13 protein-coding genes and 1 pseudogene are annotated in these 16,671 nt (G+C 52.0%); 8 read left to right on the forward strand and 6 right to left on the reverse strand.

The genetic code is table 11. The features are described from left to right. Positions 1–82: 82 nt before the first annotated feature. The 6 genes and pseudogenes from HJG54_RS00090 (at position 83) to HJG54_RS00115 (ending at position 8,232) form a co-directional block, all read left to right on the forward strand. Positions 83–4,720 (forward strand): DVUA0089 family protein, encoded by a 4,638-nt coding sequence (locus tag HJG54_RS00090; protein WP_316432649.1) that lies wholly within the window; start codon positions 83–85, stop codon positions 4,718–4,720. A gap of 104 nt (positions 4,721–4,824) precedes the next feature. After that, positions 4,825–6,627 carry a TIGR03118 family protein gene (locus HJG54_RS00095; RefSeq protein WP_316432650.1) on the forward strand — a complete coding sequence of 601 codons (1,803 nt, stop codon included), beginning with the start codon at positions 4,825–4,827 and terminating at the stop codon, positions 6,625–6,627. Between the two features lie 70 nt (positions 6,628–6,697). After that, a pseudogene (locus HJG54_RS00100) lies at positions 6,698–6,934 on the forward strand (helix-turn-helix transcriptional regulator); the annotation flags it as partial. Between the two features lie 77 nt (positions 6,935–7,011). Next, positions 7,012–7,428 carry a hypothetical protein gene (locus tag HJG54_RS00105; RefSeq protein ID WP_316432651.1) on the forward strand — a complete coding sequence of 139 codons (417 nt, stop codon included), beginning with the start codon at positions 7,012–7,014 and terminating at the stop codon, positions 7,426–7,428. A 248-nt stretch (positions 7,429–7,676) separates the two neighbouring features. After that, on the forward strand, positions 7,677–7,871 hold the full coding sequence (locus HJG54_RS00110; RefSeq protein WP_316432652.1) for a hypothetical protein: 195 nt from the start codon (positions 7,677–7,679) through the stop codon (positions 7,869–7,871). Positions 7,872–7,878: 7 nt separating this feature from the next. Next, positions 7,879–8,232, forward strand: coding sequence for a hypothetical protein (locus HJG54_RS00115; RefSeq protein ID WP_316432653.1), 354 nt, complete (start codon positions 7,879–7,881; stop codon positions 8,230–8,232). An 87-nt stretch (positions 8,233–8,319) separates the two neighbouring features. On the opposite strand, the gene nagA is transcribed toward HJG54_RS00115, so the two are convergent. Genes nagA through nagE form a run of 3 tightly spaced genes read right to left on the reverse strand, consistent with a single transcriptional unit; the run spans position 8,320 to position 12,154 of the window. Next, positions 8,320–9,477, reverse strand: a complete 1,158-nt coding sequence (nagA, locus tag HJG54_RS00120; protein WP_316432654.1) for an N-acetylglucosamine-6-phosphate deacetylase — start codon at positions 9,475–9,477, stop codon at positions 8,320–8,322. 21 nt (positions 9,478–9,498) lie between these two features. After that, positions 9,499–10,302, reverse strand: coding sequence for a glucosamine-6-phosphate deaminase (gene nagB, locus HJG54_RS00125; protein WP_316432655.1), 804 nt, complete (start codon positions 10,300–10,302; stop codon positions 9,499–9,501). Between the two features lie 55 nt (positions 10,303–10,357). Beyond that, positions 10,358–12,154, reverse strand: a complete 1,797-nt coding sequence (gene nagE, locus HJG54_RS00130) for an N-acetylglucosamine-specific PTS transporter subunit IIBC (RefSeq protein WP_316432657.1) — start codon at positions 12,152–12,154, stop codon at positions 10,358–10,360. A 69-nt stretch (positions 12,155–12,223) separates the two neighbouring features. On the opposite strand from nagE, the gene HJG54_RS00135 reads away from it, so the two are divergent. Both HJG54_RS00135 and HJG54_RS00140 read left to right on the forward strand, forming a co-directional pair. Then, positions 12,224–13,039: a DUF2993 domain-containing protein gene (locus HJG54_RS00135; protein WP_316432659.1), complete on the forward strand. Its 816-nt coding sequence runs from the start codon at positions 12,224–12,226 to the stop codon at positions 13,037–13,039. 92 nt (positions 13,040–13,131) lie between these two features. Continuing rightward, positions 13,132–13,773: a GerMN domain-containing protein gene (locus HJG54_RS00140; RefSeq protein ID WP_316432660.1), complete on the forward strand. Its 642-nt coding sequence runs from the start codon at positions 13,132–13,134 to the stop codon at positions 13,771–13,773. An 81-nt stretch (positions 13,774–13,854) separates the two neighbouring features. Here the strand turns inward: HJG54_RS00140 and HJG54_RS00145 are convergent, their stop codons facing one another. From HJG54_RS00145 to HJG54_RS00155, 3 genes are all read right to left on the reverse strand, one after another. Then, on the reverse strand, positions 13,855–14,208 hold the full coding sequence (locus tag HJG54_RS00145) for an ArsR/SmtB family transcription factor (protein WP_051925079.1): 354 nt from the start codon (positions 14,206–14,208) through the stop codon (positions 13,855–13,857). A gap of 170 nt (positions 14,209–14,378) precedes the next feature. After that, a complete protein-coding gene (locus HJG54_RS00150) occupies positions 14,379–15,155 on the reverse strand; it encodes a CAP domain-containing protein (RefSeq protein ID WP_316432661.1) in 777 nt (258 codons plus the stop codon). 97 nt (positions 15,156–15,252) lie between these two features. Further along, the gene (locus HJG54_RS00155; RefSeq protein WP_316432662.1) at positions 15,253–16,431 is read right to left on the reverse strand and encodes a TRC40/GET3/ArsA family transport-energizing ATPase; all 1,179 of its coding nucleotides are present in this window, start codon (positions 16,429–16,431) and stop codon (positions 15,253–15,255) included. Between the last annotated feature and the right edge of the window lie 240 nt (positions 16,432–16,671).

The raw sequence follows: 16,671 nt of genomic DNA on the forward strand, positions 1-16,671 counted from the left end.
AATCAACACAAGGATCAGGACTATTCATTTGATCCATCTAGATTCTTACTGACTGTACATTACGACCCAAAAACTAGAAATTATGGCAATTAGAATTTCGGCAGCTCCAACCATTCTCCGAGAGGAGGAGGGTACCTTTGTCACCCTCACCCTATCCTCGACTGAACCGGTTCCAGCAGCGGGTTTGGTGATCACCGTCGATAGCGGCGTACCTAACGCCCTCGGCCAGTTTGATGTATTTGCCACTGAATTCAATAATGTTCGCTTGGTTGGTGTCACCGATAATACCAGCGGCTTTACTGTGCGCCTGACCGGACAAACCGGAACGCTGCGGCTACCTGTATTCGACGATGATTTACCCGACAGTCCGCTGACACTCAATTTCACCGTTCAGCCCGGTGCGGGGTATACCGTTGATCCGAGTGCCGGTTCCGTGTCTCTGACCATTCAGGATACAGACAGCGCTCCCACTCCATCTCCGGCTCCGAGTCCCGCTCCCACTCCAGCCCCCGCACCCGCTCCAAGTCCGGCTCCAAGTCCCGTCCCCAGTCCTGCCCCTGCGCCCAGTCCCGCTCCCACTCCAGATCCCGCTCCCACTCCAGATCCCGCTCCCACTCCGGGTGACAAACCTGTCGTTTCTCTTGAGACGGTTACGGGTGCCTTTGGCGTTGATGACAACGTGTTAGCACCTGCTCTCGTAGATGGACTCGTTACCTTTGAAACCGGTACTTCGGTCCTCAGCTTGGTGCTGAATGCGGCAGGTGAGATTCCAGCCGACGGCTTGGTTGTCACGATCGATACCGATGTGAATTTAAGCGATTACTTTGGTCGTCTTGGCCGGACACCATTCACACCGGGCGGTGAAATTGTCGAAGTTCTGTATGACGAGGCGGGTAAAACCACGGGCTTCAAGTTCCGTATGGATGCACCCAATGCGATTATCAACTTGAATGTAGCCGATGATGACAATGTGGACGGCGTGCGGGAAGCAACGTTTTCCTTAGCCGATGATGAGGGCTATGCCGTCAAGTCAGGCAGTGATGCTTCGACTGTACAATTCTACGACACGCTAGCGCAGGTACCGCAGCCCACAGTGACGCCTGAAGTTGGCTTCTCAGTAGACAAGACCATGCTAGTCGAGACAGAAGGCACAGCTCTAACGTTGAATTTTACCCTCAGCGAACCGCCTCCAGCCGAAGGTGTACTGGTCTATGTCTTGAGTCCGCAGCGGGGTGCATTGAGCGAATTTGATGTCTTGAATGCCAAAGTCGAAGGCGGCGTCTTTCCTCCGGCCAACTTCCAATCGAGCGGGTTCTATTTCAAGATCACCGAGCAAATGGCCAGCATTACCCTGGAAGCGTTCAACGATGGTGATCAGGAAGGTATCGAAGAACTCACCTTTGCAATTCAGTCGGGTCCAGGATACACCATTGCTGAAGGCAAAGATACGGTTAAAGTTAACATTGCCGATGATGCTAACTCGCAAATTCAAGTTGGATTAACCACCGAACCAGCCGTGTTGATCGAAGCGGAGAAAACCGTGTCGGTGCACAAGTTCAGCCTCAGCGCTACCCCGCCGGACGCAGGATTAGTTGTCTCGGTGGTGGCTCCCAACCTCAGCGAGTTTGATCTATCCGGGGTTGAAACCGAAGGTGGAGAAATTGCCAGAATCACGCCAATCGGATTCGATTTCAAGATCACGGCGAAAACCGCCACGATCAAGCTGCCGGTTGCCGACGATGGCACAGCGGAAGGGCCAGAAACTGCCGTGTTTACGCTGCAAGATGGGCCGATCTATCAAGTCGCTCCCAATGCTATCGAAGGCCAGTTCACGATTGTAGACACTGCCGATCAAGCTCCACCCGCAACTGTAGTGAGGGAACCCAATGATACGATTGCTAACGCTTTCGATACCAAGCTGAGCGATTTGTATCCCACCTTCAAGATCAAGAGCCGCATTGATTTCGACTCTGCGAATCCTAACGTGGATGCAACCGAAGATGTAGACTTCTACAAGTTCACCCTCAATGCTGGTGAAACCGTCACCATCGACACGGACGCTACAGCCGTTAATCTGGGCAACTTCATCAACACTGGCTTCAACACGGTGCTGCGCTTGTTTGACGCCAATGGTAACGAGTTGGCCCTCAACAACAACGGCAGTGCGCCCGATGAGGTGTTCTTCCGGACGCTGGACTCCTTCATCAGCTACACGGCTGAGACTGATGGCACCTACTATGTTGCAGTCAGCAGTTCCAACAACAATGCCTATGATCCAAACCAGGCTGGAACCGGCAGCGGTAACACCCGCGGTGAGTACGAATTGGAAATCAAGCTGAATCCAGAGCAGCCTGCACCAACGGCCTTGCCTCCAGCAGGAACACCAGCTGCCAATGCGCCGACTGTGACCATGGATACGGTAGTGGGAACATTCGACGGTGTGCTGCCGGCTGCTGAAAATCCCAACTTCGATAACATCGTTGTGCCAGCTCTGGTACAGTCGTTGGCTCCTTCGCTAGTACGTGGTCAGTCTTTGCTCACTTTCTCCTTCCAAACCGACGGCGAAATCCCGCCGGACGGATTAGAAGTGTTCATCCGAGCTGACTCCGATATTGCCGAATTTCTCAATAAAGATGCGCGAGTGCTGCTGGTCGGAGCCAACACCAACGGACCAATTTACAGCAACAGCGGCGAACTGATTGGCTTTAAGTTGTCCTTATTTGAACCCCAGGCCAACGCCACCTTTGTATTGCAGAACAAAGAGGAAATTGAAACCGACGGCCCCGAAACGGTCAATTTCTCACTGTTGCCAACTAGCAGCTACAAGATTGGTGGGGAAGCGACGCTGCCGGTCACAGTTTACGACACAGTCGAGCAAGCCAAGGCTGCTGTCCTAACCGGACCCGAACCCGAAGTCAGCCTCAGCCTCAGCCAAACCGCGCTAGTGGAATCGGAAGGTACCGAAACTACCCTCACCTTCAACGTCAAAGGGGACATTCCCCCCGATGGTTTATTGGTCTACGTAGATAGCCCCACCCGTGCTGCTCTGGGCGATTTAGACTTGACCAAAGCCAAAATTACAGGAGCCGAATTCCCACCTGCAAACTTCGATGCCAGCGGCTTCTACATCAAGATCAAGGAAAATGGAGCCAGCATTAGCTTCAAAGCCCTCGATGAAACCCAACTGCCGCTGATCTACACCCCAGAAGAAGCCTCTGAAGGGCTGGAAGGCTTCACCTACAAATTGGTCGATGCTCCTGGCTACACGGTGAATTCAGAGGCCAGTGAAGTCAAGTTCACGATTGCTGACACACCCGACTCGCAGGTACGGGTCAGCCTCACCGGATCGCCTGCGGTGCTGGTGGAATCGGAGCAAACGGTAGCCAAGCTCAACTTCAGACTCAGTGCCCCCCCGCCTGACGAAGGAGTGCTGGTGACGATCGCTGCTCCAGAAATGCTGGAGTTTAGCCCCAAGAGCTTGACGGCTGAGGGCGGTGAACTAGTTTCGGCTTCACCCGATAACACGAGTTTCACCTTCCGCATCACGTCACCAACCGCTAGCGTCAGCGTCGCCGTAGCCGATGATGGTGTGGCTGAGGAGCTAGAAACGGCGACCTTCACCCTCCAACCCGGTGCTGGCTATGAAGTCAGCCCAACGGCGGGAGCCGCCACCTTTACGCTGGTAGATACGCTCGCGGATGTGCCGCCCATTGCCCAAGAGACCGACACAGGCAGCGCTGGAAACGATACGCTCGAAACAGCCAATGTGGTATCCCTGCGATATGGTGAAGCGGATGTTAAAGGTGCAATCTCAGGTCGGAGTGGCGTTGATGCCTCCGAAGATGTTGATCTCTATGCCATCACGCTAAAAGCCGGTGAAACGATCAAGCTCGATGTTGATTCGGTGCCTTATTCCATTGCGGAAACCAGCCGTGAACAGCGAGTTGATACCGAACTCCGCATCTTTGATGCCTCTGGGGTCGAGTTGGCCTACAACGCCGAAGCTCCTGCCCCAGGCGAGATTTTCCAATCTGGTCGGGATGCTTACTTGGAGTTCACAGCTCCTAGTGATGGAGTCTACTATGTGGGCGTTGCTCAGTTGGGCAACCGCAATTACGACCCCAACCAGCCGGCGTCGGGCAGCGGTCGCATCTTCCCCAACTCTGGCATCAACACCGGAGCCTACACACTCAACTTCACGCTCGATTCCACCGCAGCCCCCGTGCCTGCCTCCGCCAACGACCTGCTGGATCTGCGCCCGCTGACCGGCATGCCCAAGGTAGAGATCCGTAACCCGCAGTCGGAGGCGCTGTTCAATAACGCCGTTGGCTTCTACCGCATCGAAGACCCCAGCGGCACGGTGATCGATCCGTTAACGGGCAGTTCCCTAGCGCCCGGAGATGCTGGCTATGCGGTAGCCGCTCTACGGCGCAGCCAGACCAAGGGCGATGGCTTCAGCTTTGGCATCCGCGGCACAGAGCCTGTAGTCGCTAACCTGAAGGGTGGTGCTCTCTATGCTCCATTCATTGTGGCAGATGGCAGTGTGGAGCAGGGCATCAGTGGCAGCAAGGATGTCTTCTTTGACTTCGCAGCCGCCAACCCAACCGGGCTGGATCACGTCAGAAAATCGAGCAACAGTTATTCGTTTGAAGATTCTCGCGGGTTCGACCTCGACTTCAACGATGCGGTGTTCTCGGTGAGAACGACAGTGGTGGCATAGCCAATGCTGTGGGGAAGGACAGACTGAAGCGATTCAGCAGTTCTTCCCCGACTCCTTCTCTACTTTACCGAAACTCGTTCAACCAAGGAAAGGGATAATCAACTATGACTTCCACAGCTCAATCAGGCTACCTTGAAACAACGCTTGCCTCCAATAATCCCAATTACGATCCCCAACTCCTTGATCCCTATGTTCAATTAGCCTGGGGAATTGCGATTCGTCCAGCAGGGTTTGGCGGTCACTTTTGGGTCAACAATAGTGCTACCGGAACCGTTACTGAATATGTAGGTGATGTTAGGGGTATACCAATCTACCAGGATGCCCTCAAAGTTGTGGATATTCCTTTTGCGCCCGGGAATCCTTTTGAGGTCTCTGGACCCACCGGACAGGTCTTCAACGGTTCCAATGAGTTTGTGATTACCCAAGATCATCCCAATGGCGAAATCACGGCTGCCAGCAAATTTATTTTTGTCACCACCGATGGCAGTATTACCGCCTGGACAGAGCGCAAAAATCCAGACGGTACATTTGACTGGCCATCTGAAGCCGAGATCGTGATCAATCAATTTGGTTCAGCAATTTATTATGGGGTCGCCATCACCGATTTTGAGCAAAACAACCGCCTCTACGCTGTAGATTTTGATGACACGCCCAGCATCCAAGTCTACGACGGCAACTTCCAGGATATTAGTGACCAAGTTCAATTCACGAATCCGTTTGCAGTAGAAGGATACGCCGCCTATAATATTCAAACCCTGGGCGATTCTCTCTACGTCACCTATGCCCAGCCGTTGCCGGATGTTCCTGGAGATGAATTGGTTGGTCCTGGGTTGGGGAAACTAGCACAATTTGATTTTGACGGTAACCTGATCGCCACTTGGGACGATGGGGGCTTGCTGAATGCCCCCTGGGGATTGGCCATTGCTCCGGCGGATTTTGGTGAATTTAGCAATACTTTGCTGGTGACGAACTTTGGTGATGGGACGATTGTTGCCTTTGATCAAACCACGCGCCAACCGTTAGGTTACTTGGAGGACCCCAAAGGTGACCCAATCGCGATTCCTGGCATCTGGGGAATTCTTTTTGGCAACGGCGCCAGTCTCGGTGAAACCAACCATCTCTACTATGCCGCTGGTCCCGATACGGGTCCCAATGCTGGCGATGGACTGTTCGGTAAAATTCAGCCTGCCGATACGGTGACGACCTTTCCGGGCGGTGATTCCACCTTCTCTGGTAATGATCAGGACGATTTGTTCCAAATCGGTGGAGACAATAATCTCATCCTGGCAGGAGAAGGAAATAACACAGTTACGGCTCGCGGTGTGAATCAAACTGTATATGCTGGATCTGGCAATGATATTATCAGCATCGGTAGCGGTATAGTATACGCCGGAGAAGGAACCAATTTTGTCGCCACTAGTAATGGGGTAACAACCATCTATGCCGGAGCCGGTGACGACACGCTGAACGCTGTGCGAGGTAATACAACTATCTACGCTGGCGACGGTGCGAACACAGTTATAACTGGAGCCGGTGATGATTTAATCTATGCCGGTGCAGGAGATGATGTGATTCATGCTGGCGCTGGAACAAATACAATCTACCTGGGTGAGGGAAATAATTCGATTACCTCAGTTGGAAACGATACAATCTACGCAGGCAGTGGCATCGATACCTGGACGTTAAGCCCTGGTGAAGGAGTCGCCACTATTTTTGGATTTGGCAGCAATGACAAGATCAATTTAAGCGGATTTAACAGTGATTTCACCGGAGCACTCACTGCTGCCGATCTGAGTTTGGAGCAGGTGGGTACCGATGCGGTAATCAAAATTACAGCTACCGATGATGTCCTGGCGATTCTGAAATGGACGCAGGTGAATGCGATTAGCAGCAGCAATTTTCAGTAGCTTGCAAATAAGCTGATTTTGATTGCGAGGTATGATCTCTCCCTAACTCTGATCGCAACTCAACGAGTGTACGTTGAAGCAAGGATTCAAGCAGGAATTTGGCATGACGGTGTTCGATTATTTGTTGAACTACCGCTTAGAGCAGGCACGGGAACTGCTGGAACGGGGAGCAATGCAGGTGGCAGAAGTGATGACGGCAGTGGGGTTAAAGAATCGCAGCTATTTTGCAGCGGCATTTCGACGAAAATTTGGACAGAACCCGAAGCAATATCAGCAGCAGTTTTGGCATTTTCAGACAAAAGGTTAGCCCTCCGTCTGACGTTCTTTTTGCTTTTCTGAATCATACCAAGCCTGATATGGTTCTTGGCAGCTATTCTCAAGAGCATGGAATGGTGTGGGAGCAGTGATGGTAAGCAGCCAGCGTTTTGTAATGAAGTCCTGGAGAAAGTTGTCGTTTCAGGTATGGCTTTGATTGGTGTGGTGTCGGGAGGTGTGGCGAAGAGCTTACTTGTGTTTCCGGCTAGGGCACAGGAAGAAGGGGAACGGTTATTGGTCAATCGTCAGCCGTCATTAGTCATAGGTCAGCCGTCATTAGTAGAAGATCAATCACAACTGACAACTGACCAGGGGCAAATCACCAATGACTCTCTCCTCCTGAGTGAGATTGAGCAGCCTGCTACAACGATCGCAGGCTGGATGGCACAAATTGAGGCATCGCTGGTACAAATCACTGAGGTGCGAGGTTATCTGCACCTTACAAACAGAGGTAGCTTTTTATCGAGATGCTGTTTTTCTCTCTAAAAACTGTCCAAACTATTGATCTAGGCTATTTTAGTAATATCGATAATATTACGATTGTTCATCCTCAATCCATTTTAGAAGCGCCCCAAGATTAGCTGTTTAGGGTTCTTAGAGATTAAGCAGAACACAATGAAATCTAATCTGTAAAGCGTAGATTTTTAATTCCACTCATCGCACAACTCGCCATTCCTAACAACCAGATGCGTAAAGCGCATCTTGGCTCAAGCTGCCGTATTCATATTTTTCTTATGCGTACTTTCATCATCATCTGGTCAGGACAACTGGTGTCTACCGTTGGTAGCTCCATGACCGGTTTTGCCCTGACCCTCTGGGCTTGGGAAGTAACGGGTTCTGCCACGGCTCTTGCCCTCGTTGAGTTTTTTGCCCAGATGCCCTCCGATCACCCTGGTTGTCGGTCTAATTGTCGATCGCCTCAATCGTAAACACTTGATGATATTGGGAGATACGATCGCCGCTTGCTCTACCCTGGCTATTTTACTGCTGTATTTCACGCATCAACTTCAAATTTGGCACATTTATCTCATTAGTGCTGTGAATGGTGGATTTGGTCAAATTCAAAATCTTGTCTACTCCACTTCACTGACCCTGATTGTGCCGCCACACCACTACATCCGCACCAACAGTATGGATTCAATCGTAGGATATGCCCCGCAAATTTTTGCGCCTGCTTTAGCGGGTATTCTTTACTTCATCATTGGTCTGGTCGGAATTGCGTTGATTGACCTTGCCACCTTCGCAGTGGCGATCGCCACGCTCCTTGCAATTCACATTCCGCAACTATGATTAGATTGAATTGTTGACTATAATCATTGATGTTGATTTTAGATTTTGGTAGGAGGGTAGGGAGATATAAACATGATTTGCAATCTACTAAATATCTACTGGGATATATTTACCTCGATCGACCATCGCTTTGATCTGGAACGTGTCATCAAAAATTATCAGATTAGCTACATAGCCTGGGGCAATTCTGCCAAGATAATCGTCTACACCAATTGCTTGGGCTGGATACAAAGAGGCCATTCGCAGCGCTTCAGCTAAGGGTAGCCCGACCTGCTGCACACAGTTGGCTACAGCCTCGATCATCGTCAGAGCGGACCCTCCCAGCGTGCCATCAGCGGAAACACATTTACCGTCTTTATAAAAGACCTCTTGACCACCAATCCAAAACGACGCCATCTGGGTGCCCACGGGCGGTGTGGCATCGGTGACTAGCAGCAGTTTGGATTGCTTGAGGCGATGAGCCAGCGCAATCGATTCAAAGTGGACATGATAGCCGTCGGCAATAATCCCCGCGTAGACCTCAGAGTGGCTGAAAACGGCTCCCACCACCCCCGGACTGCGGCCTAACCAGGGCGACATGGCGTTGAACAAATGGGTCACCATCGCTACACCCGCCTCAAATCCGGCAATCGCCTGCTCGTAGGTCGCGTCGGTGTGTCCAGCGGAAACCACGATGCCCTGCTCGGCCAGTAAGCGGATCTCGGCTGGCGTAGCCTGTTCTGGAGCCAAGGTGATCAGTTTAACTACGTCTGAACCAGCGGCAGCGATCGTTTCCAGCATGGCGCGATCGGGCAGGCGGATATAGGCTTCGTTGTGGATGCCTTTGCGTTTGGGATTCAGATAGGGTCCTTCCAGATGCAGCCCCAGCACATTGTGGGGGCTATGCTGGCGATAGGTTTTCACTACTTCTAAAGCCTTCAGCATGTCGGCATTAGGAGCTGTAATCAAAGTTGGTAGATAGCTGGTTGTACCGCTTTTTAGACTGGTTTGATGCATGATCTCTAGCGTTTCTGCAGTGATGGCATCGTTGAACATCACTCCACCACAGCCATTGAGCTGCAAATCAATAAATCCGGGAGCGACAGAATAGCCCGCTAAATCGATGATTGGGTGAATAGTGGTGTGAACAAAATCGAGCGCATTAACAGGAACAATATCAACAATACGTTCAGCATCGATGAGCACCGCCTGATCGGTCAATGCTTGCTCGCTGGTGTAGAGATGGCAGTTGGTTAAGGCATACATAGAAAATAGACTCTATCAAAATTAATCAACTAAGGTGGGACTATCGTGTTCCAACTCTTTGAAATACTTCACGGTCTTCACCTTCAACTCCAGCGTTGCGTCTTCATCACAAACGATAATACTGTGGGGATGGAGTTGGAGAGCTGAAACTGTCCACATGTGATTTACACTGCCTTCGATCGCCTGTTTCAAAGCAATGGCTTTGTTATAGCCCTGAGCTAGAATCATCACTTCTCGTGCGTCCATGATAGTGCCAACCCCAACGGTGAGGGCATGTTTCGGAACTTTCGTAACATCGTTGTCAAAGAAGCGAGCGTTGGCAAGCTGGGTACTGTAGGTGAGGGTTTTGATGCGGGTGCGGGATTGGAGCGATGAACCTGGCTCGTTGAAGGCGATATGCCCATCTTCGCCCACACCGCCAATAAATAGCTCGATGCCGCCAAAGGCTTGGATTTTTGCCTCGTATTCTTCGCACTCTTTGTCTACGTCAGAAGCATTACCATCGAGAATGTGAATGTGATGATGGGGAATATCAATATGGTCAAACAAATTGCGATACATGAAGGCATGATAGCTCTCTGGATGATCATTCGGTAAGCCAACGTATTCATCCATATTGAACGTCACCACATGTTGAAAGCTGAGTTGACCAGCCTGATGCAGTTGAATTAGCTTTTTGTACATGCGCAGCGGCGTTCCGCCCGTGGGCAAGCCCAGCACAAAAGGCCGCTCATTTGTAGGAGCAAACGCTGCGATGCGGTGTTTGACATACCGCGCGGCCCAGTCTGCTACGGCATCTGGGGATTGGCAAATAATCAGACGCATACTATGCTCCTAGTAGAGGTGATCTAAGGGTTAATCAACAAAGTTAATCAAAAAGTTAATCAACGATTTTCTTCATTGCGGCTGCAATTGAGTCTGCCTGCTGCTCCAGAAAAATCTGCACTACCTCGGAGCCAGGGCGGGCCATGCCCACAGCACCCAAGGCGATAATTTGGGATTCAGATACGAGGTCGCGATTGGTTAAGACGACCCGCAGCTTGGTACCGTTGGCATCGATGCTCTTAATGTTATCTCGTCCGCCTAGGGCCGCGATGTAGTGGTGGGCGAATTGGGTAGCGCCAGTTTGAGCCAGATCCGTTTGAGCCAGATCCGTTTGGGCTACAGAAGCAGGCTTATCAACAATGGCGATAGTATCCCCGGTGGCTGCCCGGTTGGTGATGGGTGCGCCCATGTTCAATGTCCCGACATTTGGAGCCATATCGCGCAGGTTTTTCATCTCTTCGGCTACAGATTCCGCTAGCGGACCGAGGATAACCTGCATGCCATCTGCCCCAGCCCGAATCACGCCTTTGGCTCCCAGAGACTTCAAGGCATCATCCGAAACCAGATCGCGATTCACCATAGTCAGCCGCAGTCGCGTAATACAGGAATCAATCGTTTTGATGTTTTCGTGACCGCCCAAGGCGGCCAGATAGCGACGGGCCAACTGAGTTGTATCGTTGGAGGCCGCCATTCCTGGACTGGGAGTGTCCTGCAATGAAGTAGCCGAATCTGCTTCGACAACTGTTCCGGCTTCGCGTCCGGGTGTTTGCAAATTCAAGGCCCGAATCATAAAGCGGAACAAAAAGTAATAAATAGCAAAATACACTAATCCAATCGGCAGAATCAGCCAGCCTTGGGTTGACAGACCCAGATTGAGGACAAAGTCAATGGCTCCGGCAGAGAAGGTGAACCCATGCTTGATGCCCAAGATGTCGAGTAAGGCTAAGGAAATTCCGGTTAGTACCGCATGAACCGCGTACAGGACCGGAGCTAGAAACATAAACGTAAACTCGATCGGTTCGGTAATGCCGGTCAGGAAGGAAGTCAGCGCCATACTCAGCATCACGCCGGAGGTAACACGCCGGTTTTCGGGACGAGCCATGTGAGCCATCGCGATGCAAGCTGCCGGTAGCCCAAACATCATCACTGGATAGAACCCGGCCATGAAGGTGCCCGCTGTTGGATCGCCGGCAAAGAAACGGTTCAGGTCGCCCGTGGCAATTGTGCCGTCCGGTTTGGGATAGGAGCCGAATACAAACCACACCAGACTGTTGAGAATGTGGTGCAGCCCCAGCGGAATCAGCAGTCGGTTCAGCGTGCCGTAAACAAACGCGCCAATTGAACCGGAGGTCACAATCCAATTGCCGATCGCCTCAATCACCGCCTGGATTGGCGGCCAGATAAAGCCAAACAGTACCGCTAGCAAAAAGCAGACACCGCCTGTGATAATTGGCACAAACCGTTTACCGCCGAAGAACCCCAGATAGTCGGGCAGTTTGATTCTATAAAAGCGGTTGTAGAGTAAACCAGCCGTAACGCCTGTGATGATACCGGCTAATACGCCCATGTTGATATCGGCGTTGATGGCTTTCATCCCCGTTGTCATCACATAGTAACCCACCAAGCCCGCTAGCCCTGCTGCTCCTGCCGCATCTTTGGAAAAGCCAACTGCAATCCCCGCTGCAAAAATGGCCGCCAAATTGTCGAACACGGCCCCGCCCGCTTTGGTCATGACCGGAATATCTAACACATCGGGTGCGCCCAAGCGCAACAGCAACCCCGCCGCTGGCAACACGGCAATCGGCAGCATCAAGGCTTTTCCCAAGCGCTGTAGCTCGCTAAATCCTGCCATTTGTCTTCCCTCCCCCGCTTGTGGTTAGTTATTAATGAATCATGTCTGATCAGTGGAACCGTAAATTTGATGGAATTTTTTACGATTGTCCTGTCGGGATTGCTAGGAATCGTTTCGCCGTTTGGGTTTGTGGTGGAGCGGGTGGCAGAAGATACGATTCGTGATCGGTTGGAAGCTGTGGAAACGCTGGCTGTTCGCGTGGATAATACGCCCAACTATCAGTTGGCTCAAGGGAACGTGGATCGAGTGCGGCTGGCGGCGCGAGGTGTTTATCCAGAGGCAGGAATTCGGATTGCGCTGCTGGAGGTAGAAACAGATGCCATTCAGGTCGATCCAGGCAGACTGCGGCAGGGTGAACTGACACTGGAACGGCCCTTGAACGCAGGAGTGCGGCTGGTGCTGACGGAAACTGACCTGAATCAAGCCTTGCAGTCGCCCCAAGTCAGTGAACAACTCCGGGACCTCAGCCTGGATTTTCTGGGCGATCCGGCGCAGCAGCTAGAACGCTATGAGTTCGTCGATCCTCAAGTCGAGTTTCTGGACGGCAACCGCGTGCGCTTTCAGACGGTGTTGCAGTCGCAGCAGTTCCAGCAGCAGCTTGTGATTATTGTTGAATCAGGAATTCAGATCCTTGCCGGTCGGCAACTCCAGCTCGTAGAGCCAACTGTTACCATCGATGGCAACCCCTTACCACCTGAATTGATTCAGTTTTTGGTGGGTGGCATCAGTCAGCAGCTCGATCTCGCTAATTTGACAGAGCAAGGCATCACGGCCCGCATTCTAGAATGGAGCCTCGATGCAAATCAGCTCAGCTTGGCAGCCTTTGTGCAAGTCCAACCCGAATTTGTAGAACAGAACTTGACTCAACTGACTCAATCAAATTAGCTGATGCAAATCACCATTTTCTGGCTAAACTGAAACCTCTGACGGTGCTAGCAGTCAAGTGAGAAAGCAATCCAGCGAATAGGAGCAGGCCAATGCGAGACCATGATCCAGCATCCCCCCAACCCACCTCCCGCCGCTCAGTTCCCCGTGGCGTAATTGCCGGACTAGCCGCCGTGGTGCTGGCAACCGCAGCTGGAACCGCCTGGTGGACTTGGCGATCCTTCCAAGCTCAGCAACAGCCGCAGCCACTTCCCACCACCGCACCGCAGCCAACCCAATCTCCTGACATCAGCCAAGCCCCGATCCAACAAACCGTTCAGGTCTACTGGCTGAGAAGTTTGGACGACCGCTTTGAACTGGTGCCAGTACCCGTCGCAGTCACAGCTCCCGGTCAGCCGGATGCCTTAGTGAAAGCGGCGCTAGAAGCAATGCTGCAAGGTACCCCGGAATCAGAATTCACCTCAACTGTGCCCCAGGGCACCCAACTGCGGCAGGTTGAAATCAAGCCAGACGGCATCCATGTAGATTTATCGCCAGAATTTACTGGCGGCGGCGGCAGTGCCTCCATGACCGGCAGACTGGGACAGGTGCTCTACACAGCCACAACCCTCGATCCGAATGCACCCGTCTGGATTTCTGTGGAGGGTAAACCGCTGGAGGTGCTGGGTGGCGAGGGATTGATGATCGATCAACCGATGACGCGGCAAAGCTTTGAGCAGAATTTTCCGCTCTAAAAATGTGCTCTTAAAAATGTGCTCTTAAAAATGTGCTTTTGAAAAACTGTTCTAAAAACTTGCTCTAGTTTTAAATCAAGCCTACTGCCGACTGGTGAGGCTAAAGGACCGAAAATGCTTGGCTTGTTCTTCGATCCGGCTGGCGAGTCGGTCACATACCAGATGGCACAGTTCGTAGCTGAGGTCATCCGCCACACTGTAATAGGCTGATGTGCCCTCACTGCGGCGATTCAAAATGCCAGCTTGCAGCATCACTTTCAAGTGCTTCGACACATTGGCCTGACTGGTTTCGGTGGCTTCGACTAGATCTTGGACGCATTTTTCCCCATCCCGCAGCAAGTTCAGGATGCGTAAGCGCATCGGTTCGCTCAACACGCTAAAGTAATCAGCCACCTGCTGCACAACCTCTGAAGGTACAGATTCCGCCGTTTTCATGCAATCTAACCTAGAAAGGACTGATCCCCAAATTGTAGCACTCAACCCCTCTATAGTAATGGAGTGATTGACCCCCGCTCAGGTGGAGGCTCCAAAGAGACGGACACTGCATTCTAGCGACAAATTTCAAAATCGGCGCAACCAAAATTAGCGTCATTAAACTAAAGAATTTAGCGAATCCGAATCCGCAGGCGCGGCAACCGGACTCCCCGCTGTGTGGGTGGTTGGGAGGCTTCAGATGGCATGATTCGCCGGTTATTCGGATCAATCGAAGCGATTTCTGCCTTGACCGGGTCGCGGTCTTCTCCCACCCAAAGCACCGCATACTGCCGGTAAATCCCAATTCCCATCGCTCGCCAGCGACTATTCCGCCAGTTGTTCAGATTCAGGAGCAGCGCGTTGTGGGAAGGGCTGTTTTGCCAGCCGCGCAGAGCTGATGCTGCCGTGGCTCCCCGCGCACTGTAGTGGGCATTCTCGTAAGCTTTGCCAGGATAGGCTGTGCCGAGCCGTTGAGCCGCCCGCGAGCTACAGTTTAGGGTTCTCAAATCACTGGGATTATAGTCACAATCACTCCAGCTATGGGTAAGCTGACCGATATTTAGCGCTATGTCTAGAACATGCCGATTCGCCAGTAAATCCAGCGACGGAGAACGGGGAATGGGTGGTAAACCCTGCTCAGCCCGATATTGATTCACCAACTCGTGCAGGCGCGCTTCTTCCAGTTCCTGTCCATCGCCCTGGCACTGAATGGCACTGAAAATCGCCTGACCAGAACATTGGGGCAAGGCCGAATTGACCGCTGCATCGGTGGCTGTATCAGTCCTACTCGCTGAGGGTGAACGGGTGGCTTGGGAAATTTGGTGCAGTGGAGTTGGCGAGGGTGGTTCTACTCCAGACGAGATACCCAATACCAAGCTTGCTAAAACCGAAACCCCAAGTTGTTCCATCGATAGTAACCTCCCGACTCCGTGATCCCACGACCTGGAGAAAGTTTACCATCTGCTCCAATCAGCACTCCGTATCGCCCGATTCAACCGCTGTCTACTAAACCGAGGCAAACCGAATCTTCAGGTAGTCCTCCTCCATCTTGGCGCCGGCGGGCTGGAGGGCAGCTAATGCCTGCGGTAAAACCAAATTGCGACGGTGGTTGCCGATTCGGATGTTGAGTTCGTCGCCGGTTTTGCTCAGCTCCACTTTGTTTTTGGGAATGCCGGGTAAATAGACTTCTAAGCTGTATTGGTTTTGCTCCTGCACGACCCGCAGCGTGGTTTCTTTGTAGTAGACCTGGGCCGGATCTTCGTCGGCATAGAGCGTTTCCTTCAGGCGTTCCAGCGCTGCTAAGCCGCACATTTCCTCAGAGTAAAGCGGCACTTCTTTCACCGGCAGCGGCGTAAAGTTATCGTGGATCTCCTGGCGGTATTGCTGTTGATTCTGCTTCCAGCGCTGAAAGAAGGGATCGTTGACGTGATCGGGAATGATTCGATTGGCGATCACCAGATCGGTAGCAACATTGTACAAACTGAGATAGGCATGGGCACGCAGCGATTCCTTGATCACCATTTTTTCTGGATTCGTGACCAGACGAACCGAGGTTTTGGTATTGTCCGTCAAGACTTTCTCCAACTCCTCGATCTGCTGATAGAACTCGTAGGGAGCATCCATCACCTGTTGGTCCGGCAGCGAAAATCCGGCAATTGGCCGAAACAGCGGTTCTACCAGCGGACGCAGGGCGGCTGATACGGCTTGTAAAGGTTTGTAAAAGCGTCGCATATACCAGCCCGCTACTTCCGGTAGACTCAGCAATCGCAGTGCCGTTCCCGTCGGAGCCGAATCGATAATCAGCACATCGAACTCGCCTTCATCGTAATGGCGCTTCATCCGCACCAAGCTAAAAATTTCATCCATGCCGGGTAAAATCGCTAGTTCCTCAGCTTCGACACCTTCCAAACCCCGTGCCTGCAACACCTGAGTGATGTAGCGTTTCACCGCTCCCCAGTTGCCTTCCAACTCCATCAGCGCATCTAGTTCAGCCCCCCACAGGTTTGGCCGCACTTGCCGGGGCGCATGTTCTAGCTCCATATCAAAGCTGTCGGCCAGCGAGTGGGCCGGATCGGTACTCAAAACTAATGTCTTATACCCCAGTTCGGCACACCGCAATCCCGTGGCGGCTGCTACCGAGGTTTTGCCAACGCCTCCCTTACCGGTCATCAAAATTACGCGCATGGATGAACTATACCTACCTGAGAAGTCTTCACATTCCTTTACCTACTGTATCGGTTTTTTGCAGAAGCCGGAGGATTCAGTATAAGTTTTGATAGGTTTTGAGGTTTAAGTTTTGTATAGATCCGGTAGGGGCGGTCGCATGGCGGTGCTTCGCACTCAGCATATGCCAAAGAGGCTGCAACGCAATCAGACAGATTTATGAGAAATGCTTCGCCCTTAACTAATCTAGGCAAAGTGCAT

Source organism: Leptolyngbya sp. NK1-12, from assembly GCF_032598965.1.
In the GTDB taxonomy this organism is placed as follows: Bacteria; Cyanobacteriota; Cyanobacteriia; order Elainellales; family Elainellaceae; genus Elainella.

Excerpts from the sequence above, each read along its gene's own strand:
- HJG54_RS00095 (WP_316432650.1), top strand. The coding sequence starts at position 4,825 with ATGACTTCCACAGCTCAATCAGGCTACCTTGAAACAACGCTTGCCTCC.
- nagB (WP_316432655.1), bottom strand. The coding sequence starts at position 10,302 with ATGCGTCTGATTATTTGCCAATCCCCAGATGCCGTAGCAGACTGGGCC.
- HJG54_RS00155 (WP_316432662.1), bottom strand. The coding sequence starts at position 16,431 with ATGCGCGTAATTTTGATGACCGGTAAGGGAGGCGTTGGCAAAACCTCG.
- HJG54_RS00140 (WP_316432660.1), top strand. The coding sequence starts at position 13,132 with ATGCGAGACCATGATCCAGCATCCCCCCAACCCACCTCCCGCCGCTCA.
- HJG54_RS00145 (WP_051925079.1), bottom strand. The coding sequence starts at position 14,208 with ATGAAAACGGCGGAATCTGTACCTTCAGAGGTTGTGCAGCAGGTGGCT.
- nagE (WP_316432657.1), bottom strand. The coding sequence starts at position 12,154 with ATGGCAGGATTTAGCGAGCTACAGCGCTTGGGAAAAGCCTTGATGCTG.
- HJG54_RS00115 (WP_316432653.1), top strand. The coding sequence starts at position 7,879 with ATGATATTGGGAGATACGATCGCCGCTTGCTCTACCCTGGCTATTTTA.
- HJG54_RS00105 (WP_316432651.1), top strand. The coding sequence starts at position 7,012 with ATGGAATGGTGTGGGAGCAGTGATGGTAAGCAGCCAGCGTTTTGTAAT.
- nagA (WP_316432654.1), bottom strand. The coding sequence starts at position 9,477 with ATGTATGCCTTAACCAACTGCCATCTCTACACCAGCGAGCAAGCATTG.
- HJG54_RS00110 (WP_316432652.1), top strand. The coding sequence starts at position 7,677 with ATGCGTACTTTCATCATCATCTGGTCAGGACAACTGGTGTCTACCGTT.
- HJG54_RS00090 (WP_316432649.1), top strand. The coding sequence starts at position 83 with ATGGCAATTAGAATTTCGGCAGCTCCAACCATTCTCCGAGAGGAGGAG.
- HJG54_RS00135 (WP_316432659.1), top strand. The coding sequence starts at position 12,224 with ATGGAATTTTTTACGATTGTCCTGTCGGGATTGCTAGGAATCGTTTCG.
- HJG54_RS00150 (WP_316432661.1), bottom strand. The coding sequence starts at position 15,155 with ATGGAACAACTTGGGGTTTCGGTTTTAGCAAGCTTGGTATTGGGTATC.